This is a genomic window from Mesorhizobium sp. B2-8-5 (assembly GCF_006440675.2).
In the GTDB taxonomy this organism is placed as follows: Bacteria; Pseudomonadota; Alphaproteobacteria; order Rhizobiales; family Rhizobiaceae; genus Mesorhizobium.
Genome location: NZ_CP083951.1, coordinates 1,273,064 through 1,298,776 on the forward strand (window position 1 = coordinate 1,273,064; position 25,713 = coordinate 1,298,776).

24 protein-coding genes are annotated in these 25,713 nt (G+C 63.7%); 17 read left to right on the forward strand and 7 right to left on the reverse strand.

Translation table 11 applies throughout. The features are described 5' to 3' along the window. Positions 1-11: 11 nt before the first annotated feature. A complete protein-coding gene (locus FJ430_RS06130) occupies positions 12-2,171 on the reverse strand; it encodes a phospholipase D-like domain-containing protein (protein ID WP_140704478.1) in 2,160 nt (719 codons plus the stop codon). Beyond that, positions 2,168-2,608 (reverse strand): hypothetical protein, encoded by a 441-nt coding sequence (locus tag FJ430_RS06135; RefSeq protein WP_140704480.1) that lies wholly within the window; start codon positions 2,606-2,608, stop codon positions 2,168-2,170. The genes FJ430_RS06130 and FJ430_RS06135 overlap by 4 nt, the downstream gene beginning before the upstream one ends. A gap of 152 nt (positions 2,609-2,760) precedes the next feature. On the opposite strand from FJ430_RS06135, the gene FJ430_RS06140 reads away from it, so the two are divergent. Continuing rightward, complete coding sequence (locus FJ430_RS06140) at positions 2,761-3,336, forward strand: hypothetical protein (protein ID WP_140704482.1); 576 nt, start codon at positions 2,761-2,763, stop codon at positions 3,334-3,336. On the opposite strand, the gene FJ430_RS06145 is transcribed toward FJ430_RS06140, so the two are convergent. Then, the gene (locus tag FJ430_RS06145) at positions 3,333-4,214 is read right to left on the reverse strand and encodes a LysR family transcriptional regulator (protein WP_140704484.1); all 882 of its coding nucleotides are present in this window, start codon (positions 4,212-4,214) and stop codon (positions 3,333-3,335) included. The two genes, FJ430_RS06140 and FJ430_RS06145, sit on opposite strands and share 4 nt — an antisense overlap. 158 nt (positions 4,215-4,372) lie before the next feature. On the opposite strand from FJ430_RS06145, the gene FJ430_RS06150 reads away from it, so the two are divergent. The 3 genes from FJ430_RS06150 to FJ430_RS06160 all read left to right on the forward strand — a co-directional run bounded on the left by FJ430_RS06150 (position 4,373) and on the right by FJ430_RS06160 (position 7,162). Beyond that, the gene (locus tag FJ430_RS06150) at positions 4,373-5,869 is read left to right on the forward strand and encodes a CoA-acylating methylmalonate-semialdehyde dehydrogenase (RefSeq protein ID WP_140659720.1); all 1,497 of its coding nucleotides are present in this window, start codon (positions 4,373-4,375) and stop codon (positions 5,867-5,869) included. A 423-nt stretch (positions 5,870-6,292) separates the two neighbouring features. Beyond that, a complete protein-coding gene (locus FJ430_RS06155; protein ID WP_140646536.1) occupies positions 6,293-6,595 on the forward strand; it encodes a hypothetical protein in 303 nt (100 codons plus the stop codon). A 249-nt stretch (positions 6,596-6,844) separates the two neighbouring features. Next, positions 6,845-7,162, forward strand: a complete 318-nt coding sequence (locus tag FJ430_RS06160; RefSeq protein ID WP_140654806.1) for a hypothetical protein — start codon at positions 6,845-6,847, stop codon at positions 7,160-7,162. Positions 7,163-7,190: 28 nt separating this feature from the next. Here FJ430_RS06160 and FJ430_RS06165 read toward each other — a convergent pair whose 3' ends face one another. Continuing rightward, a complete protein-coding gene (locus FJ430_RS06165; RefSeq protein ID WP_413467862.1) occupies positions 7,191-7,781 on the reverse strand; it encodes a GntR family transcriptional regulator in 591 nt (196 codons plus the stop codon). 184 nt (positions 7,782-7,965) lie between these two features. Here FJ430_RS06165 and FJ430_RS06170 point away from each other — a divergent pair, with 184 nt between their 5' ends. The 12 genes from FJ430_RS06170 to FJ430_RS06225 all read left to right on the forward strand — a co-directional run bounded on the left by FJ430_RS06170 (position 7,966) and on the right by FJ430_RS06225 (position 22,827). Further along, on the forward strand, positions 7,966-8,901 hold the full coding sequence (locus FJ430_RS06170) for a dihydrodipicolinate synthase family protein (protein ID WP_140704486.1): 936 nt from the start codon (positions 7,966-7,968) through the stop codon (positions 8,899-8,901). A 14-nt stretch (positions 8,902-8,915) separates the two neighbouring features. Continuing rightward, complete coding sequence (locus FJ430_RS06175) at positions 8,916-10,223, forward strand: NAD(P)/FAD-dependent oxidoreductase (RefSeq protein ID WP_140704488.1); 1,308 nt, start codon at positions 8,916-8,918, stop codon at positions 10,221-10,223. Between the two features lie 12 nt (positions 10,224-10,235). Continuing rightward, a complete protein-coding gene (locus FJ430_RS06180; RefSeq protein WP_140704490.1) occupies positions 10,236-11,237 on the forward strand; it encodes a 4-hydroxyproline epimerase in 1,002 nt (333 codons plus the stop codon). A 610-nt stretch (positions 11,238-11,847) separates the two neighbouring features. Beyond that, on the forward strand, positions 11,848-12,750 hold the full coding sequence (locus FJ430_RS06185) for a branched-chain amino acid ABC transporter permease (protein ID WP_140646539.1): 903 nt from the start codon (positions 11,848-11,850) through the stop codon (positions 12,748-12,750). A gap of 4 nt (positions 12,751-12,754) precedes the next feature. Then, positions 12,755-14,350: a high-affinity branched-chain amino acid ABC transporter permease LivM gene (gene livM, locus FJ430_RS06190; protein ID WP_140646540.1), complete on the forward strand. Its 1,596-nt coding sequence runs from the start codon at positions 12,755-12,757 to the stop codon at positions 14,348-14,350. After that, positions 14,350-15,759 carry an ATP-binding cassette domain-containing protein gene (locus FJ430_RS06195; protein ID WP_140704492.1) on the forward strand — a complete coding sequence of 470 codons (1,410 nt, stop codon included), beginning with the start codon at positions 14,350-14,352 and terminating at the stop codon, positions 15,757-15,759. Before livM ends, FJ430_RS06195 begins: the two co-directional genes overlap by 1 nt. Further along, on the forward strand, positions 15,759-16,487 hold the full coding sequence (locus FJ430_RS06200; protein WP_140646542.1) for an ABC transporter ATP-binding protein: 729 nt from the start codon (positions 15,759-15,761) through the stop codon (positions 16,485-16,487). The genes FJ430_RS06195 and FJ430_RS06200 overlap by 1 nt, the downstream gene beginning before the upstream one ends. 17 nt (positions 16,488-16,504) lie before the next feature. Beyond that, positions 16,505-16,852: a DUF6867 family protein gene (locus FJ430_RS06205; protein ID WP_140646543.1), complete on the forward strand. Its 348-nt coding sequence runs from the start codon at positions 16,505-16,507 to the stop codon at positions 16,850-16,852. 136 nt (positions 16,853-16,988) lie between these two features. Further along, positions 16,989-18,107: a branched-chain amino acid ABC transporter substrate-binding protein gene (locus FJ430_RS06210; protein WP_140646544.1), complete on the forward strand. Its 1,119-nt coding sequence runs from the start codon at positions 16,989-16,991 to the stop codon at positions 18,105-18,107. Between the two features lie 296 nt (positions 18,108-18,403). After that, positions 18,404-21,862 (forward strand): pyruvate carboxylase, encoded by a 3,459-nt coding sequence (gene pyc, locus FJ430_RS06215; RefSeq protein WP_140704494.1) that lies wholly within the window; start codon positions 18,404-18,406, stop codon positions 21,860-21,862. Positions 21,863-22,094: 232 nt separating this feature from the next. Continuing rightward, entirely contained in the window at positions 22,095-22,355 is a 261-nt protein-coding gene (locus tag FJ430_RS06220; protein WP_095767239.1) for a DUF2312 domain-containing protein, read from the forward strand. Positions 22,356-22,377: 22 nt separating this feature from the next. After that, positions 22,378-22,827: a hypothetical protein gene (locus FJ430_RS06225; protein ID WP_140704496.1), complete on the forward strand. Its 450-nt coding sequence runs from the start codon at positions 22,378-22,380 to the stop codon at positions 22,825-22,827. A gap of 22 nt (positions 22,828-22,849) precedes the next feature. Here FJ430_RS06225 and FJ430_RS06230 read toward each other — a convergent pair whose 3' ends face one another. Continuing rightward, the gene (locus tag FJ430_RS06230; protein WP_140704498.1) at positions 22,850-23,368 is read right to left on the reverse strand and encodes an arsenate reductase ArsC; all 519 of its coding nucleotides are present in this window, start codon (positions 23,366-23,368) and stop codon (positions 22,850-22,852) included. A 160-nt stretch (positions 23,369-23,528) separates the two neighbouring features. Between FJ430_RS06230 and FJ430_RS06235 the strand changes: the two genes are divergently transcribed. After that, the gene (locus FJ430_RS06235) at positions 23,529-23,870 is read left to right on the forward strand and encodes a hypothetical protein (RefSeq protein ID WP_140646548.1); all 342 of its coding nucleotides are present in this window, start codon (positions 23,529-23,531) and stop codon (positions 23,868-23,870) included. Positions 23,871-24,024: 154 nt separating this feature from the next. Here FJ430_RS06235 and msrB read toward each other — a convergent pair whose 3' ends face one another. Together msrB and FJ430_RS06245 are read right to left on the reverse strand one after the other, a co-directional pair. After that, positions 24,025-24,429: a peptide-methionine (R)-S-oxide reductase MsrB gene (gene msrB / locus FJ430_RS06240; protein ID WP_140646549.1), complete on the reverse strand. Its 405-nt coding sequence runs from the start codon at positions 24,427-24,429 to the stop codon at positions 24,025-24,027. 93 nt (positions 24,430-24,522) lie between these two features. After that, positions 24,523-25,713: a vWA domain-containing protein gene (locus FJ430_RS06245; RefSeq protein WP_140704500.1), complete on the reverse strand. Its 1,191-nt coding sequence runs from the start codon at positions 25,711-25,713 to the stop codon at positions 24,523-24,525.

The following is a 25,713-nucleotide window of genomic DNA, read 5'->3' on the forward strand; positions in this document are numbered from 1 at the left end:
CGGGGCTCGCGTCAGAATGCCTGCCGGACCCAGGTGTCGCTGAACAGCAGCCGGTAGGCCCAGCCGATGGTGACATTGGTGGCGACCGGGCGCGAATGGGCGAGGTAGTCTTCATAGACCGGCTTCATGCGGCGGTAGAAAGCCGGATCGAGCACGACCATGCCGTTCTCCGAGTCATGGAAGAAGCTGCGGTTGTTGAGGTTGACCGAGGAGATGGCGACCAGCCGTTCGTCGATCATCATGATCTTGGAATGCAGCACGACATCCGGCGCCTTGAACTCGCGGATGTCGATGCGGTCGCCATATCTCTCGACGAACAGCTTGTTGAGCGCGGTGAGGAACCGGCCGCCAATGTCGCCCTTGAGGTCGATACGGCCGACGACATCGATCTTCACGCCCCTGGCCAGCGCCCGGTCGATGGCCCGGGCGATATCCGGCGTCAGGTTGAGATAGGGATTGACGATCTCGATGCGATGCTCGGCGGTGTCGATCAGTTCGACGAAATAGGCCTCCAGCGCGTGCCCGTCCTCGTAGGGCACGGAAATGAAATGCCGCGCCACGCCGCGCGGGCTTCCACCGGGAACCGGAATGGAAAACGGCCGCGACAGGTTGGTGTCGGCGTCGCGCAGCCAGATTGTGGACAGATGCGCGGCCAGCGTCTCGACGGTCGCCGGGTCGGCGATCTCGATGTCGAAGTCGCTCCAGTTGGAATAGTAATTCAGCGAGAAGCCGTCGGTCTTGCCGTATTGCTCCAGGTCCGGATAGCGGGTCAGGTCGACGGGCTTGTGGAACAGGAAGCCGTCATGGATGTTGCGCCCGCCGATGATGACGCGCGAGCGACCGGGCTCTTCGGCCAGCGTCGCCAGCATCTTGATATGGTGAACCTTGTGCAACTGCGAGATCTGCTCGTCGAACGGCGCGCCGTGGTCCGCCTGCCAGCGATATTCCTGTAGTTGGACGTTGGGGAACTCAGCCGCCAGCCGGTGCAGCAGCGCGTCGTCCTTCTCACGCTCCAGCACGTCGGTCACCAGGATGCGCACCTTGGTGCCAAGTGCTGCGTGATGGCGAATCAGCCGCTCCATGATGCGGCCGGAGAAATCCGCCTTGAACTCCAGCGACGACAGATAGATCAGCCTGAGTTTCGGCGCGCTTGAGAAATCGAGCGGCAGTTCGGGGTCGGCCTTGTCGATGGCGCTGTCGGGCAGCGTCCGGCCGAGCAGGGCCTCGACCTTGGCGTTGAAGCCGTCGCGCGATTTGCGCAACAGGGTCGGCGACCCCAGCGCCAGCGCGCAGGTCTGCGACAGCCAGCGGCTGGCATAAAAGACGCGGTCGAGTTCCTCCATCCCCGCCGGGTCAGGCACCGGACAGCGGTCGTAGCGGCTGTCGAGCCCCGCGATCCAGGGATCGGCGGTCTCCTCGCGCAGCAGGGTCAGCGGCGCGCCGGCCGGCGCCAGGGTGGAGCCGACGCGCAGATCGCAGCGGGTCAGCGCCTGGTCCGGAAACAGGCTGACGGAGGTTTCGGCGACGGGCAGGCTCAGATGGAATGGAGAGGCAGCGGCGACGGTGATGGATCGCCCCGACGCGCGGATCGCGAGCGGGCCGTTGCAGGTGCCGCCGATGTCGACTTGCAGTTGCCCCGCCTGGCGCAGCACGATCTCGACCGAGCGCGCCTGCAGGCCGGAGAAGCTGAAGGTCTTGGGCGCCGAGGGCCGCGCGGCGGCATCGAGATAGAGTGTCTGGCGCGACATGCGCCAACGGCCGGTGAACCGGCCTTCGCCCGGCTTGCCTCGCGTCGGCGCCAGCTCGGTGTCGTCGAGCGGTTTGGCGAGCCGTTGCAGCGTCGCATAGGTCGTGTGGAAGCCGCTGTTCTGGACATCTCGCCAGTCGCGGCCGAAACGGCCGGTGCCGTTGGCGCGGTCGAGCGCATCGAGGCGGCTTTGGGCGAGCAGCGCCTGGAACTGCTTGTCATAGGCGCTGTTGCCGTCGCCTGCGAAGTAGTGGGCTCCGGCTATCTCGGCGCCGCTGCTGTCCACCGAGACCGGCAGGCGGCCGCAGGCGCCGTCGCCCGGAAAGAAGGCGCAGGCCGAATGCCCAGGCATGCCGGCGCAACTGGCAAGCGCTGCCAGCGCCAGTCCAAGCAACGCCCTGGTTATGGCCGACCCGAGCTTCATCCAGTTGCCCCGTTCATGGTCTTGAGCTGGGCCGGATCACGTGGCGGCATGAAGCCTTGCGGAAAGATCCTGCAGACCGGAAACGCGAAGGTGGCGATCAGCAATTCGGCCTCGCTTCGCATTTTGCGCGGCGCCGTCCGGTCGGCGCGGATCTTCCTCGCGGAGGCGACGAGCGCGCCGTCGCAGTCGCAATGATTGTGCCGGGCAATGTAGCAGGCGTCGTGGACCTGGCAGGCGGCGTCGAGACGGTCGACCGGCTTTGCCGACAGATCGCCGGTGCGGGTGCCTGGGCCGCAATAATTGCCGATGACGAAAGGCGAGGGGCGCGCCATGGCATAGCGGACGGGCTTCGGCAGATCCGCTTCCGGAACCTTGGTCCAGGGGTTGGCGCAGTCCGACAGAAAAATCAGCGGCAAAACGGCAAGTACGGCTCGCATTTCTCCGCCGGCGTTCCGAAGATTGTCCCCCTTGCGCCCGGTCATGACATGGCCAGGCGCGCTGGTGCCACAGTCGCTGAATTTGTGGCGGAGGCAAGGCGGCAACGACCAACTGGCTGTGATAGGATCGGCCGCGGCGAGGGGACTTTGGGATGCGTGTTTTTCTTGTTGCGGCGGCGGCCTCATATCTGACCTGCACCCCGGTGGCGTTTGCCGCGGACAAGACCGTTCACGACAAGGAGCACGGCTTTTCGCTGACCTATCCCGAGGAATGGACGAGCGAAACCACCTTTGGCAATACCATGCGGCTCAAGGTCAAATCCGGCGAAGAAGGCCTAACCTGCAGGGTGTCGCAAAATCTCTACGACCCGACCGCCCCGGACAATCCGCCCGATCCCAGGGCATTCATCGAGAAGGACTGGTCGGCGGAAAACTGGCAGACCATGATCGGCGTCGCTTATCAGTCGGCCGGCTTCAGCCAGGACCGGCTGGCGCATTTTCCGGACGGCTATCCGGTGCGGGTCGCCGACATGGATTTCCACTACGCCGACGACAATGTCAGCTTCTACGGCCATTCCCGCATCGCGCTGACGCTGCGCAGCTCGCATTACGGCTTCGTCGATTGCGGGGTCACGGGCGACAGCGCCGACGAGGCGGCGCTCAAATGGGCGCCGCTTGCGGACGAAGCCGGGAAAGTGGTGAGTTCGTTCGTGCTCGACGCGGATTAGACAAAAAGACCGCGCTCGCGTTCCACCACTTTGGTGATGAAATTGGCGACGAGCTGGACGCGGCGCAGCGGCCTCACCGATTCATGATAGACCAGCCAGTAGGCGCGGCGGATCGGCGCGACGATGTCGACGGACACAAGCTCCGGCATCGAACGGGCGACGAAAGTGTGCAGGATGCCGATGCCGGCGCCGGAGCGCACCGCCTCGGCCTGGCCGAGCGCCGAGGAGATGGCGAAGCTGGTGCGCCATTCGGGGCTGAACTCGGCGGCATAGTCGAGCGACGGGCTGACGATGAGGTCCGGCACATAGCCGATCAGCGTGTGCCGGCCGAGTTCGGCCGGCACTTTCGGCAGACCGTTGGCTTCGGCATAGGCGCGGGAGGCGAAGAGGCCGAGCGTGTAGTCGACCAGCTTGCCCGCCACCAGCCGCCCTTCGCTCGGCCGCTCGACGGTGATCGCAATATCGGCCTCGCGCCTGGACAGCGAGAAGGAGCGCGGCACCGGCACCAGCTGGATGGTGAGCTCGCGGTGCAGTGCAGTCAGCTCGCCCAGCCGCTTTGCCAAGAAGGCGACGCCAAATCCGTCCGGCGCGCCGATGCGCACCGTGCCCGAAACATCGTCGCCCTCGCCGGCAATGGTCGAGCGCGCGGCGATCATGTCGCTCTCCATGCGCTCGGCTATGTCTAGGAAGCGCTCGCCGGCCGGCGTCAGCTCGCTGCCGGTGGTCAGGCGGCGGAAGAGTTTTGTGCGAAGCGCCTCTTCAAGCGCGGCGATGCGGCGCGAGACGGTGGCGTGGTTGAGCTCAAGGCGTTTCGCCGCACCGAGGATCTGGCCGGCGCGGGCGACTGCAAGGAAGATGCGGACGTCATCCCAGTTCATAAGAAATCCCCGACGACAGCGCACCTGTCATTTGCGACAATTAATGCACACTCCATTGTCGTTGTCTATTTTCCGCACAACGGTTGCGTTTTGGCTCGCGTTGCCATCGCCGCCGCAAAGGCGGACAATGCATCATCACCAAACAAGGGAGAGAAGGCATGATCGAATACGGTCATTTCATCGGCGGCAAGCGTGTCGCCGGCACCAGCGGCCGCAAGCAGGATGTGATGCAGCCGATGGACGGCACCGTGCGCGGCACGGTGGCGCTTGCCTCGCAGGCGGAACTGCGCGCCGCGGTCGAGAATGCCAAGGCGGCGCAGCCGAAATGGGCCGCCACCAACCCGCAGCGCCGCGTGCGCGTGCTGATGAAATTCCTCGAGCTGGTCGCCCGCGACTATGACGAACTGGCCGACATCCTGGCGCGCGAGCACGGCAAGACGATCGCCGACGCGCGCGGCGACATCCAGCGCGGCCTCGAAGTGGTCGAGGTCTGCATCGGCGCACCGCACATGATGAAGGGCGAGTTCACCGACGGCGCCGGTCCCGGCATCGACGTCTATTCGATGCGCCAGCCGCTCGGCGTCGTCGCCGGCATCACGCCGTTCAACTTCCCGGCCATGATCCCGCTGTGGAAGATCGCGCCGGCCATCGCCTGCGGCAACGCCTTCATCCTGAAGCCGTCGGAGCGCGATCCGGGCGTGCCGATCCGTATCGCCGAACTGTTCATCGAGGCCGGCCTGCCGGCCGGCATCCTCAACGTCGTCAACGGCGACAAGGAAGTGGTCGACGCCATCCTCGACGATCCGGACATCAAGGCGATCGGCTTTGTCGGCTCGACACCGATCGCGCACTACATCTATTCGCGCGGCACCGCGGCCGGCAAGCGCGTGCAGTGCTTCGGCGGCGCCAAGAACCACATGATCATCATGCCCGACGCCGACATGGACCAGACGGTCGATGCGCTGATCGGCGCCGGCTACGGCTCGGCCGGCGAGCGCTGCATGGCGATCTCGGTGGCGGTGCCTGTCGGCAACGACACCGCCAACCGGCTGATGGAGAAGCTGGTGCCGCGCGTGGAAAGCCTGAAGGTCGGTCCGTCGACCGATTCGGCGGCCGATTTCGGCCCGCTGGTGACGGCACAGGCGCTGGAGCGCGTGAAGGGCTATGTCGATATCGGCGTCAAGGAGGGCGCCAAGCTCGTCGTCGACGGCCGCGGCTTCAAGATGCAGGGCTATGAGAACGGATACTATATGGGCGGCTGCCTGTTCGACAACGTGACGGCCGACATGCGCATCTACAAGGAAGAAATCTTCGGGCCGGTGCTGTCGGTGGTGCGCGCGCCGCGCTACGAGGATGCCATCAAGCTCGCCAACGACCACGAGATGGGCAACGGCGTCGCCATCTTCACCCGCGACGGCGATGCCGCGCGTGACTTCGCCAGCCGCGTTCAGGTTGGCATGGTCGGCGTCAACGTGCCGATCCCGGTTCCGATCGCCTATTACACCTTCGGCGGCTGGAAGGCATCGTCCTTCGGCGACCTCAACCAGCACGGTCCGGACGCGTTCCGCTTCTACACCAAGACCAAGACGGTCACGTCGCGCTGGCCGTCCGGGATCAAGGACGGTGCGGAATTCGTCATTCCGACGATGAACTAGCCGGACGGTTTCCTGTTTGCACGTCCTCGCCTTCGGCTGCGGGCCTGCAGGCAGGCATCAAGGATGGCGCGGAATTCGTCATCCCGACGATGAACTGAGCCCGGACAGGTCGTCCAAGCCAACATTGGGGAGGCGCGGTGCAAGCCGCGCCTTCTTTTTGTGGATGCAGGTGGAATGCTGCGGCTTTCGTCCACCAGCCTTGCACTGTCCAGATCACGCCGCCAAAGGCGAAGCGCAACTTCAGGTGCATGAATTCTGATGCATCGCGCGAGGAGAGCATCCGCACCTTCTAATAATTCCATCGCCGTGTGATGGAACCAACAGACCACCCTCCGTCTTAGGCTGTATTCCTGCCATGCGTGCAGGCAAATCAAACAGCGCCGGTGGCAGCCGGGGTTCGCGTCTGGCGCGAGGAGGTGTCAGATGACACGATTTCTTATGGCGACAATGCTGGCGGCGGCGGTGGTCACCGGTGGATCGGCGTCGGCGAACGCGGCGGCGCAATGCGCTCCGCGCGCCGACATCATCAAGGCGCTCGGCGACAAGTTCCACGAAAGCGAGGCCGGGCGCGGTCTGATCAATCCTAACGTCGTGCTCGAGATCTTCGTGTCGGATCAGGGCAGTTGGACCGTGCTTGCCTCCGACACCAAGGGGCAAAGCTGCATCCTTTCCGTGGGCGAGGGCTGGGACAGCCCTACGATCGCGGCAGCCATGCCAGGCGCATGAGAAATTCGCCGTAGAGTGTCCGCTCCCGGGTTGGTTGCGGGCGGCTCAGGCGCTGTCAGCGCCCCCCGCTTGTTTACGGAGCGAAGCTTCACCATATCGAATCCAGGGAGTCATGATCTCCCTGGGACAGACCGGAAACCAGAAGGAGTGACGTGATGAAAACGTCGAATCTGGCCTGGAGCGCTCCGGCACACTGAGGCGGCCGAATGTGCCTCCCTTGCCGGAATGCGAAGGCGAAGGAGGTGCCCAATGGCACGCGATTTTTCGTTTCGATGGGTCAAGCTTGCAGTCGTTGGCGCCCTGATGGCGCTATCGGCTATCCCGGCGCGGGCGCAAGTCATCTGCGGCGGCCATGACTATCTGGTCGCGAGGCTGGCGGAAGCATTCGAGGAGAAGCGGCTGGGATATGGCGTGGCCGGTCAAGCCGCCATCTTCGAGGTGTACGTCTCGGCAAGCGGAACCTGGACCATCCTGATGACCGACGTCAAAGGCCAGAGTTGCATCCTGGCGGCGGGCGACGGATGGGAAGACACGCAGGCCACCGCGGTCGGGCAACCCGGCGGCTGAGGACGCCTCTGGCAGGCGCTGACCCCGCTCAGCGCGTGGCGGCCACCTCGGCATGACCGCGCAGCAGCGCCATCAGTTTCTTGGCGTCCTTGGCGGCGCCTTCCTCGTCGCCGTCGAGGATGGAACGGATCAGCGCCACGTGGTGCTCGGCTGATTCGGCCAGCCCGGTGTCGGCCTTGTAGCGATACCAGAAGCGGCGGCTGTGCGTCTGCAAGGGGGCGGCCACGCGCGCCGCGAAAGGGTTGTCGGCGGCGATTGCCAGCGCCTCGTCGAGCGCCTTGTCGGCCTGGATGAAGGCAAGCACGTTGCCGGAGATCACCGCCTTCTGCATGGCCAGGGCCGCCTCGTGGAACAGGTCGGCGGCCTCGCGCGTGACGAAGCGGGCGGCCGAGCGGGCGAGCACCACCTCGATGCCGCGCCGCGCATCCAGCACCCGCAGCCAGTCGCCGGCGTGAAGCGGCGCGACCGCGATGCCAGCGCGGGGTCTTATGTCGAGAAGGCCTTCCCAGGCGAGCCTCTGGATCGCCTCGCGCACGGGGGTGCGTCCGAGACCCAGCCGCTCGATCAGCGCGCCTTCGGTGACGAAGCTCGACGGCGCCAGCTCAAGCGTGACGATCATATGCTCCAGCGCGCGGTAGGCCTTGGTCGCCGCCGGCTCGAAGGTCGCGTTCGTGTCAGCGGATATCAGAGGGGAGATCAATGGCAGGCTCCTGATATATTTTTCATATATCATAGCGGATTCAGCATTGACGAGCCAGCTTTTAATAGATATACGACTGATATATCAATCGGAGAAACAAATCATGTGGACCGGAGTTTTCCCCGCCGTCACGACCAAATTCACAGCCGACGACCGACTCGACCATGCCGAGATGGAGCGCTGCTACGGACTGCAGATGGAGGCCGGCTGCGACGGCATCATCGTGTGCGGCTCGCTCGGCGAAGGGCCGATGCTGTCGCCGGACGAAAAGATCGAAGTGCTGAAGACGGCGCAGAAAGTCGCCGGCAAGAAGCCGGTGCTTTTGACCGTCAACGAGCCCGGCACGCGCGAGGCGGCGAGCATTGCAAAGCGCGCCGCCAAGGAAGGCGCCGACGGGCTGATGGTGGTGCCGAGCCCGATCTACCACACCGACCCGCAAGAGACGGTCGCCGCCCTTCGTGCAGTTGCGGAAGCCGGCGACCTGCCGGTGATGATCTATTCCAACCGGCTCGCCTATCGCGTCGACGTGGCCGTCGAGCTGATGGAGGAGCTGGCGTCGGACAAGCGTTTCGTCGCCATCAAGGAATCGTCCGACGACATCCGCCGCTCGACCGAGATCATCAACCGGTTCGGCGACCGCTACGACCTCTTCACCGGTGTCGACAATCTCGCCTTCGAGGCGCTGTCGGTCGGCGCCATCGGCTGGGTCGCCGGCCTCGTCACCGCCTTCCCGCGCGAGACGGTAGCGATCTACCAACTGATGAGAGAGGGCCGCCGCGAGGAAGCGCTGGCGATCTACCGCTGGTTCCGGCCCTTGCTCGACCTCGATGTCTCCACCTATCTGGTCCAAAACATCAAGCTTGCCGAAGTGCTGGCGATCGGTACCAATGACCGTGTGCGCATGCCGCGCCAGCCGCTGTCGGGCGAACGCCGCAAGGCGGTCGAGAAGATCGTCCGGGATGCGCTGGCGGTGCGGCCGAAGCTGCCGTCGTTCCAGAACTCTCCTCGATCGGCAGAGAAGATGGTGGCAGCCGAATAAGGGACAGCCTTCACGTGCAGAAAAATTCCGAGGAGGGGCGCCGCCCCTCATCCGCCCTTCGGGCACCTTCTCCCCGTGAACGGGGAGAAGGGGAAGACATCGCCATCATCGGTGGCGGCATCGTCGGTATCTGCGCCGCGACCCTGCTCTCAGAAGCGGGTCGCGGCGTTACCGTCTTCGATCGTACCGGCATCTGCGAGGAGACGAGCTCCGGCAATGCCGCCGCCTTCGCCTTCTCCGACGTGCTGCCGCTGGCGCATAAGGGCATGATCCGGCAATTGCCGAAATGGCTCGCCGACCCACTCGGACCTTTGGCCATCCCGCCGGCCTATCTGCCCAAGCTGCTGCCCTGGCTGATCCGCTTCTGGCGCGCGGGCGCCGCCAAGCACTACGAAGCGAGCCTGGCGGCGCAGGTCGGTATGATGAAGCTCGCCGAAGCCGAATGGATGGGACTGCTCGACCGCTCCGGCACGCGGCCAATGCTGCGTGAGGATGGTTCGCTGGAATTCTATGAGAGCGAGGCGGAGTTCCGTGCCTCGCTGCCCGGCTGGGCCGAGCGCGGGCGTTTCGGCATCGGCTTTCGCCATGTCGAGGGCGAAGAAATGGCAGCGCTCCAGCCAGGACTTGCGCCGCGCTTCGTCAAGGGCACCTTCGTGCCAGGCTGGAAAACGGTCGCCGACCCCAAGCTGCTCGGCAAGGCGGTCTGGGCCTATGCGGAAAGGCTCGGCGCTCGTTTCGAGCATGCGCGTATCGAACGCGTGGAAGCGGACGCAAACGGCGCCACGATCGTCCTGGCCGACGGCACCAGGCGGAGGGCAAGGAAACTCCTGATCGCCGCGGGCGCCTGGTCGCATCTCCTGGCAAGGAATATCGGCGACCGCATCCCGCTCGAAACCGAGCGTGGCTACAACACGACGCTGCCGGTGTCCGCCTTCGACGTGAAGCGGCAGCTGATCTTTTCCGGACATGGCTTCGTCATCACGCCGCTGGAGACAGGCCTGCGAGTCGGCGGCGCGGTCGAGTTCGGTGGCATCGAGCGGCCGCCCAACTTCGCGCGGTCGAAGGCGATGCTGGAGAAGGCGAAGCGTTTCCTGCCCGGGCTCGACCCGTCGGGCGGCCGCGAGTGGATGGGTTATCGCCCGTCGCTGCCGGACTCCTTGCCGGTGATCGGCGCGGCGCGCGCGCCGAATGTCTTTTATGCCTTCGGGCACGGCCATCTCGGCCTGACCCAGTCGGCCGCGACCGGCCGCTTGATCCGCGATCTCGTTGTCGGCCAGACTCCGCCGCTCGATCTCACCCCATTCCGTCCAGAGCGTTTCTGAAAAGAGAATATGATGGCCAAGAAATCCTTCTTCTGCATCGACGGCCACACCTGCGGCAATCCGGTGCGCCTTGTCGCCGGCGGCGGGCCGCTGCTCGAGGGCTCGACGATGATGGAGCGGCGGGCGCATTTCCTCGCCGAATATGACTGGATCCGCACCGGGCTGATGTTCGAGCCGCGCGGCCATGACGTGATGTCGGGCTCGATCCTCTATCCGCCGACGCGCGAGGACTGCGACATCGCCATCCTGTTCATCGAGACCTCGGGCTGCCTGCCGATGTGCGGCCACGGCACCATCGGCACGGTGACGATGGCGATCGAGCATGGGCTGGTGAAGCCGAAGACGCCGGGCGTGCTGAGGCTCGACACGCCGGCCGGCCTGGTCATCGCCGAATACAAGCAGGTCGGCGAATATGTCGAGGAGGTGCGCATCACCAACGTGCCGTCGTTCCTCTATGCCGAAGGCCTGACCGTCGAATGCCCGGTGCTCGGCGAGATCAGCGTCGACGTCGCCTATGGCGGCAATTTCTACGCCATCGTCGAGCCGCAGCAGAATTACCGGGACATGGCCGACTATTCGGCGGGCGACCTCATCGCCTGGAGCCCGGTGGTGCGGCAGCGCCTCAACGAGAAATACTCCTTCGTGCATCCGGAGAATCCCGGCATCAACCGGCTGTCGCACATGCTGTGGACCGGCAAGCCGAAGCATGCCGAGGCCGATGCCCGCAACGCCGTGTTCTATGGCGACAAGGCGATCGACCGCAGCCCTTGCGGCACCGGCACCTCGGCACGCATGGCGCAACTCCATGCCAAGGGCAGGCTCAAGCCCGGCGACAGTTTTGTCCACGAATCCATCATCGGCTCGCTGTTCAAGGGCAGGGTCGAAAAAGAGGTCAGCGTCGCCGGCAAGCCGGCGATCATCCCCTCGATCGGCGGCTGGGCCCGCATGACCGGGCTGAACACGATCTTCATCGACGACCGCGATCCTTTCGCGCACGGCTTCGTCGTCACCTGATACGATCAGGGGCATGCGCTTTGGCTTCGCTTTCCGCTTTCGCCGACACCTGATCGCGGAACCAGTCGGCGAATTGACTTCGGCCGCTGACGCCGAGCCGACATCGTCAGAAAATAGCGCTTGTCGTCCTCGATCGCCGCCCGAGGGGGGCCGAAAAGCACAGTCTCAATGGAGAGCGAGGCTCTGCTTGCCGAGACGTCGCTTCAAGGCTTTTCTATTTCGGCGAGACGCCTTCCGTCGAAGGCGTCTCGCCGTCATATGGCCGTCACAGATGACGCAAACCTCACCCAACGGAAGGCGCGGCGGTCGAAAAAGCAGCGCCTCGGTTCTTGCAAGAATTCTTCTCATCAACTTATTTTGACGCCGATTTCTTCGACATGAAGCCCATCATAAGGTTGAATCGTCAAAGACATTGCGTTGTGCCAATGCTACGGTCCGCGATAGTCCAGGGGTCGGGCGCGAAAAAAACGGGCAATCGGACGGCGTGCTTCCAAACCACGCAGAGCGATTGAAAAATCACGTTGCAATCCGGGCTCGAAACTTTACGACTAGGGGAAATACGAAAAGGAATGCGTCCTGAAAGGCGACATTCCAGGGGAGCCGCATAAATATGCAGTACTTCGTCCAGCAGCTTATCAATGGGCTGACGTTGGGATCGATCTATGGCCTGATCGCGATCGGCTATACGATGGTCTATGGCATCATCGGCATGATCAATTTCGCCCATGGCGACATCTTCATGGTCGGCGCCTTCACCGCGCTCATTGTCTTCCTGATCCTTGGCGCATTGTTCTATTCGGTGCCGGTCGTGGTGGCGCTTCTGATCATGATGATCGTGGCGATGCTGCTGACCAGCCTCTACAACTGGACGATCGAAAAAGTGGCCTATCGGCCGCTGCGCGGATCGTTCCGGCTGGCGCCGCTGATTACCGCCATCGGCATGTCGATCGCGCTGTCCAATTTCGTGCAGGTCACGCAAGGCCCGCGCAACAAGCCGATCCCGCCGATGGTGTCGCAGGTTTACACGATCGACGGCATCAGCATCTCGCTGAAGCAGATCATCATCGTGCTCGTCACCGCCGCGCTGCTGGTGATCTTCTGGTACCTCGTCAACAGGACGGCGCTCGGGCGGGCGCAACGCGCCTGCGAGCAGGATCGCAAGATGGCGGCGCTGCTCGGCATCGACGTCGACCGCACCATCTCCATCACCTTCATCATGGGGGCCGCCCTTGCCGCCGTCGCCGGCACGCTGTTCCTGATGTATTACGGCGTCGTGGTGTTCTCGGACGGCTTCGTGCCGGGCGTGAAGGCCTTTACGGCAGCCGTGCTGGGCGGCATCGGCTCGCTGCCCGGCGCGGTGCTCGGCGGACTGCTCATCGGCTTCATCGAGAGCATGTGGTCGGCTTATTTCTCGATCGACTACAAGGACGTCGCCGCCTTCTCGATCCTGGCGATCGTGCTCATCTTCCTGCCCTCCGGCATCCTCGGCCGGCCTGAAGTCGAAAAGGTCTGATCTCATGGCCGTTACCGTGTCTTCGGAGCGCGACACCGTCGCTACTCCAGTCCAGCGCGCTTTTCGCGAAGCGCTCTATGCAGGCGCCATCTCGCTTGGCCTGTTCGTGCTGTTCATCGGTCTCAGGACAGACCAGAACATCAGCAACGAACTGATCCTGGTGCAGCGCTGGGGCCTGCTGGCCATTGTGGTCATCGCCACTGCCCTGGGCCGCTTCCTGTATATCGCCTATGGCCAGCCCTTCGTGGCCAGCCTGAAGATCGCCGACATCGACACAGGCCTGCTGCCCGACACCATGGCGGCACGCTTCTTCAGGACGCCCTACTTCATAGCAGCGGTCGTTGTCGCAGCCTTGCTGTTTGTGCTGGCCGGCTCGCTTGACGGGCTGCTCGGACCCGACCTTGCCGGCTACGCACGCTTCGTGCGGGCGCTGGCGATCATCTATGCCATCGCCTGGGTAATGTATTATTTCCGGGCCTTCATCCACGCCCACTTCTCGGCGTTGGGCATCAGCGCGCTGGCGCTCTATCCGATCGTCGTCGTGCTGGTGCTTGCGCTGATGACAGGATCGATGGCGGGAGGCTTTCAGGGTTCTCTGAAGTGGGTCGACAATTTCGGCATACAGATCCTGATCTATGTGATGCTGGCCTGGGGGCTGAACATCGTCATCGGCCTCGCTGGCCTGCTCGATCTCGGTTATGTCGCTTTCTACGCTGTCGGCGCGTACGCCTACGCGCTGCTCGGCACGCATTTCGGCCTGTCGTTCTGGATCCTGCTTCCAGCCGCGGGCTGCATGGCCGCCTTCTGGGGCGTTATGCTCGGCTTCCCGGTGCTCAGGCTGCGCGGCGATTATCTGGCGATCGTGACGCTGGCCTTCGGCGAGATCATCCGCCTCGTCCTGATCAACTGGCGCGAAGTGACCAACGGCTCGGCCGGCATATCCGGCATTCCCAAGGTCTCCTTCTTCGGCCTGATGTCGTTCAACGTCTCTGATCCGAACTATATCGCCAAGGTGCTGCACATCGCCACATCGAGCGCCTATTACAAGATCTTCCTTTACTATCTGATCCTCGGACTCTGTCTTTTGACCGCCTTCGTTACCATCAGGCTGCGCCGGTTGCCGGTCGGCAGGGCGTGGGAAGCGCTACGCGAGGACGAGATCGCCTGCCGCTCGCTCGGCATCAACACCACCACCACCAAGCTGACGGCGTTCGCCACCGGCGCCATGTTCGGCGGCTTCGCCGGCTCGTTCTTCGCCGCACGGCAAGGTTTCGTCAGCCCCGAATCCTTCGTCTTCCTGGAATCGGCGATAGTCCTTGCCATCGTCGTGCTCGGTGGCATGGGTTCGCTGGTCGGCATCGCCGTAGCGGCACTGGTGATGATCGGCGGCACTGAAGCGTTGCGAGAACTCGACTTCCTGAAGCGGGTCTTCGGTCCCGATTTCACGCCTGAACTGTACCGCATGCTGCTGTTCGGCATGGCCATGGTCATCGTCATGCTGTGGAAGCCGCGGGGCTTCGTCGGCAGCCGAGAACCGACGGCCTTCCTGAAGGAGCGAAGAGCGGTTTCAAGCTCCTTCACCAAGGAGGGGCACGGCTGATGAACGCGACCCCTTCCTCGAAAGACTTCATCCTGCAGGTCGAGCATCTGTCGATGAAGTTCGGCGGCCTGGTCGCTATCGGCGACCTGTCGTTCCAGGCCAGGCGCGGCGAGATCACCGCGCTGATCGGCCCGAACGGCGCCGGCAAGACCACGGTGTTCAACTGCATCACCGGCTTCTACAAGCCGTCTGAGGGCATGATCACGCTGAACCGGAACGACGGCTCGACGTATCTGCTCGAGCGCCTGCCCAACCATGAGATCCCGGCGCGCGCCAAGGTAGCGCGCACTTTCCAGAACATCCGCCTGTTCTCGGGCATGACACTGCTGGAGAACCTTCTGGTCGCACAGCACAACAAGCTGATGAAGGCTTCGGGCTATACGCTTCTTGGCCTCTTCGGCTTTCCGAGCTATCGCCAGGCCTCGGCCGAGTCGATCGAGCTCGCGAGGCACTGGCTGGAGAAGGCCGATCTCGTCGACCGCGCCGACGATCCCGCCGGCGACCTGCCCTATGGCGCGCAGCGGCGCCTGGAAATCGCGCGCGCCATGTGCACGGGGCCGGAGCTTCTGTGCCTGGACGAACCGGCCGCCGGCCTCAATCCGAAGGAATCGGCGGCGCTCAACGAGCTGTTGATGGGCATCAAGAGCACCGGCACCTCGATCCTGCTCATAGAGCACGACATGTCTGTGGTGATGCAGATCTCCGATCACGTCGTGGTGCTCGAATACGGCCGCAAGATCTCCGACGGCAATCCGCAGTCGGTGCGCACCGATCCGCGCGTCATCGCCGCCTATCTCGGCGTCGACGACGAGGAGGTGCAAGAAGTGCTGACCGAAGTCGGCGACGAGGACGTCATCGAGCAGCTCGACACCGGGCCGGATGCGGCGCACGGACCGGGCAATTCCGCTTCAATGATGGCCGGGCCGGTTTCCGACAGCGTCGAACACGCCGACGAGGGCGAGCGGGTCACGGTGTCGAAGGGCGCCTCGAAAGCGGCGCAGGTCGATGCGCGCGCCGCGGCGATCGCCAGCAAGCCGATCGCGGCTCCGGCAGCGACGAAGCCGGCGGCGAAGAAGCCGGCCGCAAAAGCGCCGGCGAAAAAGGCAACCGCAAAGGCCCCGGCCACGAAAGCCGGCGGCATCTCCAATCGCCTCGACGCGCCGCGTGGCGGCAAGGCAGACAGTCTGATCCGCATCAAGGGTATCGGTCCGGTCAACGAGCGCAAGCTGAACGAGCACGGAATCTTCCATTTCGACCAGATAGCGGCCTGGAAGAAGGCCGACATCGAGGCGGCGGAGGCCTATCTCGCCTTTGACGGGCGTATTGCCCGCGAAGACTGGATCGGCCAGGCGAAGACGCTGGCGAAGGAAGTGGCGGCCAAGCCCGCGACGCGTGGAGGGCGTAAATAATGGCCGGCACAACGCTGCTCGACATCAAGGGTGTCGAGACCTACTACGGCAACATCCGCGCGCTGAACGGCGTCGATGTCAGCGTCAACCAGGGTGAGATCGTGGCGCTGATCGGTGCCAACGGCGCCGGCAAGTCGACGCTGATGATGACCATCTTCGGCGCGCCGCGCGCCCGCACCGGCACCATCACCTTCGCCGGCACGAACATCACCAAGATGCCGACGCATGAGATCGCACGCCTGCGTATCGCCCAGTCGCCGGAAGGACGCCGCATCTTCCCGCGCATGACGGTGATGGAAAACCTGCAGATGGGCGCCAGCCTCGACAACCTCAAACATTATGACGAGGACGTCGAGAAGGTGTTCACGCTGTTCCCTCGGCTCAAGGAACGCATCGGCCAGCGCGGCGGCACGCTGTCGGGCGGCGAGCAGCAGATGTTGTCGATCGGGCGCGCCCTGATGGCGCGGCCGAAACTGCTTCTGCTCGACGAGCCGTCGCTTGGTCTCGCGCCGCTGATCGTCAAGCAGATCTTCGACGCCATCCGCGAACTCAACAAGACGCAAGGGTTGACCGTGTTCCTGGTCGAGCAGAACGCTTTTGGGGCGCTCAAACTCGCCACGCGCGGCTATGTCATGGTCAACGGCAATGTGACGATGAGCGGCACCGGCAAGGAACTGCTCGCCAATCCGGAAGTGCGCGCCGCCTATCTCGAAGGCGGACATCACTGAGATCGAGGACATCAATCATGCAAGGCATTATCTACGAAGAAGCCTCGATCTGGCAGTTCCTGTTCGTCACCTGCCTGCTTGGCGGCTGGGCGGCATGGATGACCGGCAAGGCCGCCGCTCAGACTTGGAGCACCTACGTTCAGCTGTTCTTCTACATGCTCGGTCTCGGCATCGGCATCAGATTCATCCATCACGCCTTGTTCGACGGCACGATGTTCTCACTGCATTACTATATCATCGATACCATCGTGCTGATGATATTGGGCTTCCTCGGCTATCAATACACGCGCACCAACCAAATGGTCACACAGTATAACTGGCTCTATGAAAGAGCTTCCTTATTAAGCTGGAAACCGAAAGGTTGACGTTCACCATTACGCCGTTTCCGGCATGAATCGGCGTGACAAGTGCCTGAAAATCGGCATTCTATGCTTTCTGCGATAAGGGTGGGCATCGCATGAAAGTATCATCCACGCCCACTCCGTAAATGGGAGCGTTTCAATGAAAAAATCACTCTTGTCCGCCGTTGCGCTGACCGCGTTCGTCGCGTTCAGCGGCAGCGCGTGGGCCGCTGACATCCTGATCGGCGTCGCCGGTCCGATCACCGGCCCGAACGCCGCTTTCGGCGCACAGCTGCAAAAGGGCGCGGAACAGGCGATCGCCGACATCAACGCGGCGGGCGGCGTCAATGGCCAGCAGCTCAAGCTCGAGATCGGCGACGACGTCTCCGATCCCAAGCAGGGCATCTCGGTCGCCAACAAGTTCGTCGCCGACGGCGTCAAGTTCGTCGACGGCCATTTCAACTCCGGCGTCTCGATCCCGGCCTCGGAAGTCTACCAGGAAAACGGCATTCTCGAGATCACGCCGGCCGCGACCAACCCGAAGTTCACCGAGCGCGGCATGTGGAACACCTTCCGCACCTGCGGTCGTGACGACCAGCAGGGCAAGGTGGCCGGCGACTACATCGCCAAGAACTTCAAGGATGCCAAGATCGCCATCATCCACGACAAGACGCCTTATGGTCAGGGCCTCGCCGACGAGACCAAGAAGAACCTCAACGCCAACGGCATCACGGAAGTGTTGTACGAAGGCGTGAATGTCGGCGACAAGGACTTCTCCGCCCTCATCGCCAAGATGAAGGAAAACGGCGTCACGCTCATCTACTGGGGCGGCCTGCACACCGAAGCCGGTCTGATCATTCGTCAGTCGGCCGATCAGGGCCTGAAGGCGCCGCTGTTCTCGGGCGACGGCATCGTCTCCAACGAACTGGCTTCGATCGCGGGCGACGCCGTTGCCGGCACGCTCAACACCTTCGCTCCGGATCCGCGCAAGAATCCGGCCGCCAAGGAAGTGGTCGAGAAGTTCCGCGCCAACGGCTTCGAGCCGGAAGCCTACACGCTCTACTCCTATGCCGCGGTGCAGATCATCGCCCAGGCCATCGCCAAGACCGGCTCGGCCGACGACGCGCAGAAGGTTGCGGAGACGATCAGGGCCAACACCTGGAAAACCGCTATCGGTGACATCGGCTACGACGCCAAGGGCGACATCACCCGTCCTGACTATGTCATCTATGAGTGGAAGAAGGGCGACGACGGCAAGTACAGCTACTTCGAGAAATAAGCCGGCAAACCCTAAAGCAGGTCGTGAGATCTGCTTTAGCCTACGTTTCGGAAATGCCCGGCGCGAGCGCCGGGCATTTTCGTTTGCGGGTGGGGCCGACCGGAAAGCTCCGCGCCGCGCGCTCGGGAATGCCCGTCGGCCGCCCGCTTACGGTATTCGAAGAACGGCAATAACAGTTTGACGCAAACAAGCGACTTAAATCGTTTTAGGTGTCGCTCAAATTTGTTTGCACTGCAGCATTTTCACGCTAATCATTGCGCCGGTTCATCTTCCCCTACGCTGCTGGAGCCCAGTCCTTGGCCATCACGAAGATCCTCGTCGCCAACCGGTCCGAAATCGCCATCCGCGTGTTCCGCGCGGCCAACGAGCTCGGCCTCAAAACCGTGGCGATCTGGGCGGAGGAGGACAAATATTCGCTGCATCGCTTCAAGGCCGACGAGAGCTACCAGGTCGGGCGCGGACCGCATCTGGCCAAGGACATGGGGCCGATCGAAAGCTACCTGTCGATCGAGGAGGTGATCCGGGTCGCCAGGTTATCGGGCGCCGACGCCATTCACCCCGGTTACGGCCTGCTGTCGGAAAGCCCGGAATTCGCCGAGGCCTGCGCCGAGGCCGGCGTCACCTTCATCGGCCCGAAGCCGGAAACGATGCGCCGGCTGGGCAACAAGGTCGCCGCGCGCAACCTGGCGATCGAGGTCGGCGTGCCGGTCGTGCCGGCAACCGATCCGCTGCCCGACGACATGGACGAGGTCAAGAAGCTCGCCGCGACGATCGGCTATCCGGTGATGCTGAAGGCCTCGTGGGGCGGCGGCGGCCGCGGCATGCGCGCCATCCGCGCCGAGGCCGACCTCGCGCGCGAGGTGATGGAAGGCAAGCGTGAGGCCAAGGCCGCCTTCGGCAAGGACGAGGTCTATCTCGAAAAGCTGATCGAGCGCGCCCGCCATGTCGAGGTGCAGGTGCTGGGCGACACCCACCGCAATGCGGTGCACCTGTTCGAGCGCGACTGCTCGATCCAGCGCCGCAACCAGAAGGTCGTGGAGCGCGCCCCGGCGCCCTATCTCAGCGAAGAGCTGCGCCAGGAGCTTTGCGGCTATGCGCTGAAGATCGCGCGCGAGACCAGCTATATCGGCGCTGGCACGGTCGAGTTCCTGCAGGACGCCGACACCGGCAAGTTCTATTTCATCGAGGTCAATCCGCGCATCCAGGTCGAGCACACCGTCACCGAGCAGGTGACCGGCATCGACATCGTCAAGGCGCAGATCCATATCCTCGACGGCTTCGCCATCGGTACGAAGCAATCGGGCGTGCCGGCGCAGAAGGACATCAGGCTGAACGGCCACGCGCTGCAGTGCCGCATCACCACCGAGGATCCGGAGCACAATTTCATTCCGGACTACGGCCGCATCACCGCCTACCGCGAGGCGGCGGGCTTCGGCATCCGGCTCGACGGCGGCACCGCCTATTCGGGCGCGGTCATCACCCGCTTCTACGATCCGCTGCTCGAAAAGGTGACGGCCTGGGCGCCGACGCCCGGCGAGGCGATCTCGCGCATGAACCGGGCGCTGCGCGAGTTCCGCATCCGCGGCGTCGCCACCAACCTCACCTTCCTCGAAGCGATCATCAACCACCCGCGCTTCGCCGACAATTCCTACACGACCAGGTTCATCGACACGACGCCGGAACTGTTCGAGCAGGTGAAGCGGCAGGACCGCGCCACCAAGCTACTCAACTACCTGGCCGATGTCAGCGTCAATGGCCATCCCGAGACGCGCGGCCGGCCGATGCCGAAGGCGAATGCGGCCGCGCCAGTGGTGCCCTATCTCAATGGCCATATCCCGGATGGCAGCAAGCAGAGGCTCGATGCGCTCGGCCCGGAGAAATTCGCGGCCTGGATGCGAAAGCAGCGACAGGTGCTGGTCACCGACACGACGATGCGCGACGGCCACCAGTCGCTGCTCGCCACGCGCATGCGAACGCATGACATCGTCGGCATCGCCGGCACTTACGCGCGGGCGTTGCCGCAGCTGCTTTCGCTGGAATGCTGGGGCGGCGCCACCTTCGACGTCGCCATGCGCTTCCTCACCGAGGACCCGTGGGAGCGGCTGAGCAAGGTGCGCGAGGCGGCGCCGAACCTTCTGCTGCAGATGCTTCTGCGCGGCGCCAACGGCGTCGGCTACACCAACTATCCCGACAATGTCGTCCAGCATTTCGTCCGCCAGGCGGCGAGCGGCGGCGTCGATCTGTTCCGCGTCTTCGATTGCCTGAACTGGGTGGAGAACATGCGGGTCGCCATGGACGCGGTCGGCGCCGAGGGCAAGCTGGTCGAAGCGGCGATGTGCTACACCGGCGACATCCTCGATCCGGCACGCGCCAAATACGACCTCAAATACTATGTCGGGCTGGCCAAGGAACTGGAGGCTGCCGGCGCGCATATCATCGCCGTCAAGGACATGGCCGGCCTGCTGAAGCCGGCCGCGGCGCGCGTGCTGTTCAAGGCGCTGCGCGAGGCGACCGACCTGCCGATCCATTTCCACACGCACGATACATCAGGCCTCTCGGCGGCGACGGTGCTGGCGGCGGTGGAGAGCGGCGCCGACGCCATCGACGCGGCGATGGATTCCTTCTCCGGCAACACCTCGCAGCCTTGCCTCGGCTCGATCGTCGAGGCGCTGAAGGGCACAGAGCGCGATCCCGGTCTCGATCCGCAGTGGATCCGCCGCATCTCCTTCTATTGGGAAGCGGTGCGCAACCAGTACGCCGCCTTCGAGAGCGATCTCAAGGGACCTGCCTCGGAAGTCTACCTGCACGAAATGCCGGGCGGCCAGTTCACCAACCTCAAGGAACAGGCGCGCTCGCTTGGGCTGGAGACGCGCTGGCATGAGGTCGCGCAGGCATATCACGACGTCAATTTGATGTTCGGCGACATCGTCAAGGTGACGCCGTCGTCCAAGGTGGTCGGCGACATGGCGCTGATGATGGTCAGCCAGGATCTCACCGTCGCCGATGTCGAGAATCCGGCCAAGGACATCGCCTTCCCGGATTCGGTCGTGTCGATGCTGCGTGGCGATCTCGGCCAGTCGCCGGGCGGCTGGCCGGCAGCGCTGCAGAAGAAGGCTCTGAAGGGCGAGAAGCCGATCACCGTTCGGCCCGGCTCGCTGCTGAAAGCAGCCGACCTCAAGGCCAGCCGCAAGGACATCGAGACGAAGCTCGACCGCAAGCTCTCGGAATACGAGTTCGCGTCGTGGCTGATGTACCCGAAGGTGTTCACCGACTTCGCCGCGGCGCAGGAGACCTATGGGCCGGTGAGCGTGCTGCCGACGCCGACCTATTTCTACGGCATGAAGTCGGAAGACGAGATCTTCCTCGACATCGAGAAGGGCAAGACCTTGGTGGTTCGCTGCCAGGCGTTCGGCGATGTCGACGACAAGGGCATGGTCACCGTGTTTTTCGAGCTCAACGGCCAGCCGCGCCGCGTCAAGGTGCCCGACAGGGCGCATGGCGCTTCCGCCGCCAAGGCGCGCCGTAAGGCCGAGCCCGGCAATGAGGGGCATGTCGGCGCGCCGATGCCGGGCGTCGTGTCGGCGCTTGCCGTGGCGGCCGGACAGGCGGTCAAGGCTGGCGACGTGCTGCTATCGATCGAGGCGATGAAGATGGAAACCGCGCTCCACGCCGAACGCGACGGCGAGATCGCGGAGGTGCTGGTCAAGGCCGGCGACCAGATCGATGCCAAGGATCTCTTGATCGCCTTCAAATGAGGTGTGTCGATATTCAGGCGAGGCCGGCCTGCAAACGGCGGCTTCCCTGCGCTTCTCGGTATCCGCCATTTTCGACTCGGCCTGACCTGAATATCGGCGCACCTTAAGATGTGCCCAGCCGTCCACAGCCGCTCGACAAGTGTCTTGACCCGCCGCGTCCGCTCGGGCAGGGAACCCGCTCCAATTCGCCGTGGCGGGAATCGCCATGGCTCCAGAAGACGCGGAGAAAAAAATGGCCGACGAAATCACCGAGACCAGCCAGACTGTAGCCGCCGGCCAGCTGCGCACCATCATCGAGCGCATCGAGCGGCTCGAGGAAGAGAAGAAGACGATCTCCGACGACATCAAGGACGTCTATGCCGAAGCCAAGGGCACCGGCTTCGACACCAAGGCGATCCGCACGATCGTGCGCCTGCGCAAGAAGGACCAGGCCGAGCGCCAGGAAGAAGAGTCGATCCTGGATCTCTACAAGGCCGCCCTCGGCATGGCGTAAGCCTCGTGGCCGGAGACCGGCCATGAACGAATTCGACTTCGGCGGCCGTCGCGCCTCGGAGTTCCGCCATCGCGGCTTCTGGGCGCTGTTCGCGGAGAGGCATCCGGAAGAAAGGGGAAGGATGGCGCGGCGCGGGCCGTGGTTCTGGCAGCGTGGGCTGCCGGACTTCGCCCTGGTCCTTTCGATGTATGTCGCGCCGGCGCAGAACCATGTCGGCGTCTTCTTCGGGCGCAATGAGAAGTTCGGCGCCACGGAGTCCTGGTCGCGGCTGAAACCGTTCCAGCCGGCGATCGAGGCCAGGCTGAAGCTCAGGCCCGAACAGAGCTGTGAGGGTCTCGGCATCAACTCGATGTGGCGGGTGAACTGCTACGCCGAGGACAACTGGCCGGCCATGACCGACTGGCTGGTGAGGGAATGCTCACGCTTCGAAGAAGCCGTTGTCGAGGTGCTCGGAGACGAAGGCCTGCCGTAAGATTGACTGCCTACCGCTGCGCTTACGCGCCTTCAGCTCGCCGCCGCCCATCGCGGCCGATCTCATCCAGACGCTGCTGCAGGGCCAGGTGATCGAGCGATGTTATCGGCAGGTTCGTGAACAGCGCGATGCGGTTGCCGACCATGCGATAGGCCTCGGCGAAAGCGAAATGCTGCTCGGCTTCAGTGCCACTGGCCTTGGAGGGATCGGGGACAGCCCAAAGCGCGGTCATCGGATGGCCTGGCCAGACCGGACAGCTTTCATTCGCTGTGGTGTCGCAGAGGGTGAAGACGAAGTCCATCTTCGGTGTGTCCGGCCCTGAAAATTCGTCCCAGCTCTTCGACCGGGCAAACGACGTGTCGTGGCCCATGCTCTCCAACAACTGAATCGCATGGGGATGGACGGTGCCTTTCGGTCGCGAGCCAGCAGAATAGCCCTTGAAGCGGCCGGCCCCGAGCTTGTTAAGTATGGCTTCGGCCATGATCGAGCGGGCCGAATTGGCATTGCAGAGAAAGAGAACGTTGTAGACCTGATCGCTCATTCCGAACTCCTGGGTGTTGCGGCGAAAACGACAGAATACGATATGGGTCACGTGTCTGTGATCGTACAGGTTTTGGCGGCGGATTCTGCGGCATCAGCATCAAATTTCGCGGCATCATCCCGCCGAAACCCCCGGCGCTCCGCTCAACGAGGCTTGATTGATGGGTGACTTCGACTCCACGGGCGTGACAGCGCTAATCGATCACAAAGCCGGCTTCTTGCGCTCACGCTGGAGGGGCGAAGCGCCGCTCGACCGGCTGTTCTGGCGCGACATGCTGCTTGTCGGGACGATCTTGAGCGTCGCCTCTTCGGCGCTGGCGCTGGTCCTGCTTGGGCTGAAGCTGCCGCTCTGGCTGGTGCTGGCGGTGCATTTCCTCCCCGTTCCCTACACCATCTTCCTGACGGTCGCCGTCTGGCGGACCGCGGAGAAGACCGGGGGTTTCAAGGCGCAACTGATGATGCTGGGTTCCGCGCTCTGGCTGATCGCGACGGCCATCGTCTAAAGCGCGTCGCGTCGAAACGGATTCACGCGACGCGCTTTAGGTCGTTGCTTGATGCATGTCGTTGTCGCAAAACCGAGGTCACTTTTGCGCGACATACATTAGAGCATGAAAAAGGGCGGCCGAGACCGCCCTTTGCGAAGTCATTCCCGAGGCTTCAGGCTGCCGGCTCGAAGCGCAGCGCCACGCCATTGATGCAATAGCGCAGGCCGGTCGGCGGCGGGCCATCCTCGAAGACATGGCCGAGATGGCTGCCGCAGCGCGCGCAATGGCATTCGGTGCGGACCATGCCGTAGCTACGGTCGACGGTGGTGTCGATCGAGCCCGGGACCGGATCGTTGAAGCTCGGCCAGCCGGTGCCGCTCTCGAACTTCAGCTTGGATTCGAACAGCGGCTGGTCGCAGCCGACACAGTAGAAGGTGCCGGCGCGCTTCTCGTAGAGCAGGGCGCAGCTGCCGGGGCGCTCGGTGCCGTGGTTGCGCATCACGGCATATTGCTCCGGCGTCAGCCGGGCGCGCCACTCGGCATCGGTGCGGGTGACGGGATAGGCGTGGGTGTCCATGGAATCTCCTCGGCCTTGGCGGCTCGTCGTTGCTTGCAACGGGTATTCGTCGGAACATAGGCATTTGTTACAAACGCCGCCAGTGAAAGCGAGCTAGTGCTTGCGCGACAACTGTCTTGTCGCTGCCTCAAGCCCGGCCAATGTCAGTGGGAACATGCGGCCGCCGAAGATGTCGCCGATCAACTGGATCGAATGCGTGTAGCGCCAGTTCTTCTCGGCTTCCGGGTTTAGCCAGATCGCGTTCGGCCATTGCCGCAACAGGCGGTCCAGCCACACACTTCCGGCCTCCGGATTCCAATGCTCGACCGAGCCGCCTGGGTGCACGATCTCGTAGGGGCTCATCGAGGCGTCGCCGACGACGATCACCTTGTAGTCGGGCCCGTATTTGTGGATGAGGTCGAAGGTCGGGATCGTCTCGGCCTGCCGCCGCCGATTGTCCTTCCAGACGCGCTCGTAGAGGCAGTTGTGGAAGTAGAAATATTCGAGCTGGCGGAACTCGGCGCGCGCGGCCGAGAACAGTTCCTCGACGCCGCGTATATGGTCGTCCATCGAGCCGCCGACATCGAAGAACATCAAAAGCTTCACCGCGTTGCGTCGCTCGGGCCGGGTTTTGACGTCGAGATAGCCGTGCTCGGCGGTGGCGTGGATGGTGCCGGGAAGGTCGAACTCCTCCTCGGCGCCCTCGCGCACCCAACGGCGCAGCCGCTTCAGCGCCACCTTGATGTTGCGGGTGCCGAGTTCGACGGTGTCGTCGAAATTCCTGAATTCGCGCTTGTCCCAGACTTTTACCGCGCGACGATGGCGGCTTTCATCCTGGCCAATGCGCACGCCTTCTGGGTTGTAACCATAGGCGCCGAAGGGCGAGGTGCCGCCGGTGCCGATCCATTTCGAGCCGCCCTGGTGGCGGCCCTTCTGTTCCTCGAGGCGCTGCTTCAGCGTCTCCATCAGCTTGTCGAAGCCGCCGAGCGCTTCGACCAGCTTCTTTTCCTCCTCGGTCAGATGCTTCTCGGCCAGCCGGCGCAGCCACTCTTCCGGGATGTTGGCCACATCGACGGCGTCGAGACCGCCGAGCGCTTCGGCGCCTTTGAAGACATGCGCAAACACCTGGTCGAAACGGTCGATGTGGCGCTCGTCCTTCACCAGGGCCGCGCGCGCGAGGTAGTAGAAAGCCTCGAGGTCATAATCGACGAGCCCGGCTTCCAGCCCTTCCAGCAGCGACAGATATTCCCTGAGCGAAACGGGAACCCGCGCGGCCTTCAGTTCGAGGAAGAAGGGGATGAACAT

What these genes read in the sequence shown, in the direction of transcription:
- FJ430_RS06130 (WP_140704478.1), bottom strand. Translation starts at nt 2,171, where the DNA reads ATGAAGCTCGGGTCGGCCATAACCAGGGCGTTGCTTGGACTGGCGCTG.
- FJ430_RS06135 (WP_140704480.1), bottom strand. Translation starts at nt 2,608, where the DNA reads ATGCGAGCCGTACTTGCCGTTTTGCCGCTGATTTTTCTGTCGGACTGC.
- FJ430_RS06140 (WP_140704482.1), top strand. Translation starts at nt 2,761, where the DNA reads ATGCGTGTTTTTCTTGTTGCGGCGGCGGCCTCATATCTGACCTGCACC.
- FJ430_RS06145 (WP_140704484.1), bottom strand. Translation starts at nt 4,214, where the DNA reads ATGAACTGGGATGACGTCCGCATCTTCCTTGCAGTCGCCCGCGCCGGC.
- FJ430_RS06150 (WP_140659720.1), top strand. Translation starts at nt 4,373, where the DNA reads ATGATCGAATACGGTCATTTCATCGGCGGCAAGCGTGTCGCCGGCACC.
- FJ430_RS06155 (WP_140646536.1), top strand. Translation starts at nt 6,293, where the DNA reads ATGACACGATTTCTTATGGCGACAATGCTGGCGGCGGCGGTGGTCACC.
- FJ430_RS06160 (WP_140654806.1), top strand. Translation starts at nt 6,845, where the DNA reads ATGGCACGCGATTTTTCGTTTCGATGGGTCAAGCTTGCAGTCGTTGGC.
- FJ430_RS06165 (WP_413467862.1), bottom strand. Translation starts at nt 7,781, where the DNA reads ATGATCGTCACGCTTGAGCTGGCGCCGTCGAGCTTCGTCACCGAAGGC.
- FJ430_RS06170 (WP_140704486.1), top strand. Translation starts at nt 7,966, where the DNA reads ATGTGGACCGGAGTTTTCCCCGCCGTCACGACCAAATTCACAGCCGAC.
- FJ430_RS06180 (WP_140704490.1), top strand. Translation starts at nt 10,236, where the DNA reads ATGGCCAAGAAATCCTTCTTCTGCATCGACGGCCACACCTGCGGCAAT.
- FJ430_RS06185 (WP_140646539.1), top strand. Translation starts at nt 11,848, where the DNA reads ATGCAGTACTTCGTCCAGCAGCTTATCAATGGGCTGACGTTGGGATCG.
- livM (WP_140646540.1), top strand. Translation starts at nt 12,755, where the DNA reads ATGGCCGTTACCGTGTCTTCGGAGCGCGACACCGTCGCTACTCCAGTC.
- FJ430_RS06195 (WP_140704492.1), top strand. Translation starts at nt 14,350, where the DNA reads ATGAACGCGACCCCTTCCTCGAAAGACTTCATCCTGCAGGTCGAGCAT.
- FJ430_RS06200 (WP_140646542.1), top strand. Translation starts at nt 15,759, where the DNA reads ATGGCCGGCACAACGCTGCTCGACATCAAGGGTGTCGAGACCTACTAC.
- FJ430_RS06205 (WP_140646543.1), top strand. Translation starts at nt 16,505, where the DNA reads ATGCAAGGCATTATCTACGAAGAAGCCTCGATCTGGCAGTTCCTGTTC.
- FJ430_RS06210 (WP_140646544.1), top strand. Translation starts at nt 16,989, where the DNA reads ATGAAAAAATCACTCTTGTCCGCCGTTGCGCTGACCGCGTTCGTCGCG.
- FJ430_RS06220 (WP_095767239.1), top strand. Translation starts at nt 22,095, where the DNA reads ATGGCCGACGAAATCACCGAGACCAGCCAGACTGTAGCCGCCGGCCAG.
- FJ430_RS06225 (WP_140704496.1), top strand. Translation starts at nt 22,378, where the DNA reads ATGAACGAATTCGACTTCGGCGGCCGTCGCGCCTCGGAGTTCCGCCAT.
- FJ430_RS06230 (WP_140704498.1), bottom strand. Translation starts at nt 23,368, where the DNA reads ATGAGCGATCAGGTCTACAACGTTCTCTTTCTCTGCAATGCCAATTCG.
- FJ430_RS06235 (WP_140646548.1), top strand. Translation starts at nt 23,529, where the DNA reads ATGGGTGACTTCGACTCCACGGGCGTGACAGCGCTAATCGATCACAAA.
- msrB (WP_140646549.1), bottom strand. Translation starts at nt 24,429, where the DNA reads ATGGACACCCACGCCTATCCCGTCACCCGCACCGATGCCGAGTGGCGC.
- FJ430_RS06245 (WP_140704500.1), bottom strand. Translation starts at nt 25,713, where the DNA reads ATGTTCATCCCCTTCTTCCTCGAACTGAAGGCCGCGCGGGTTCCCGTT.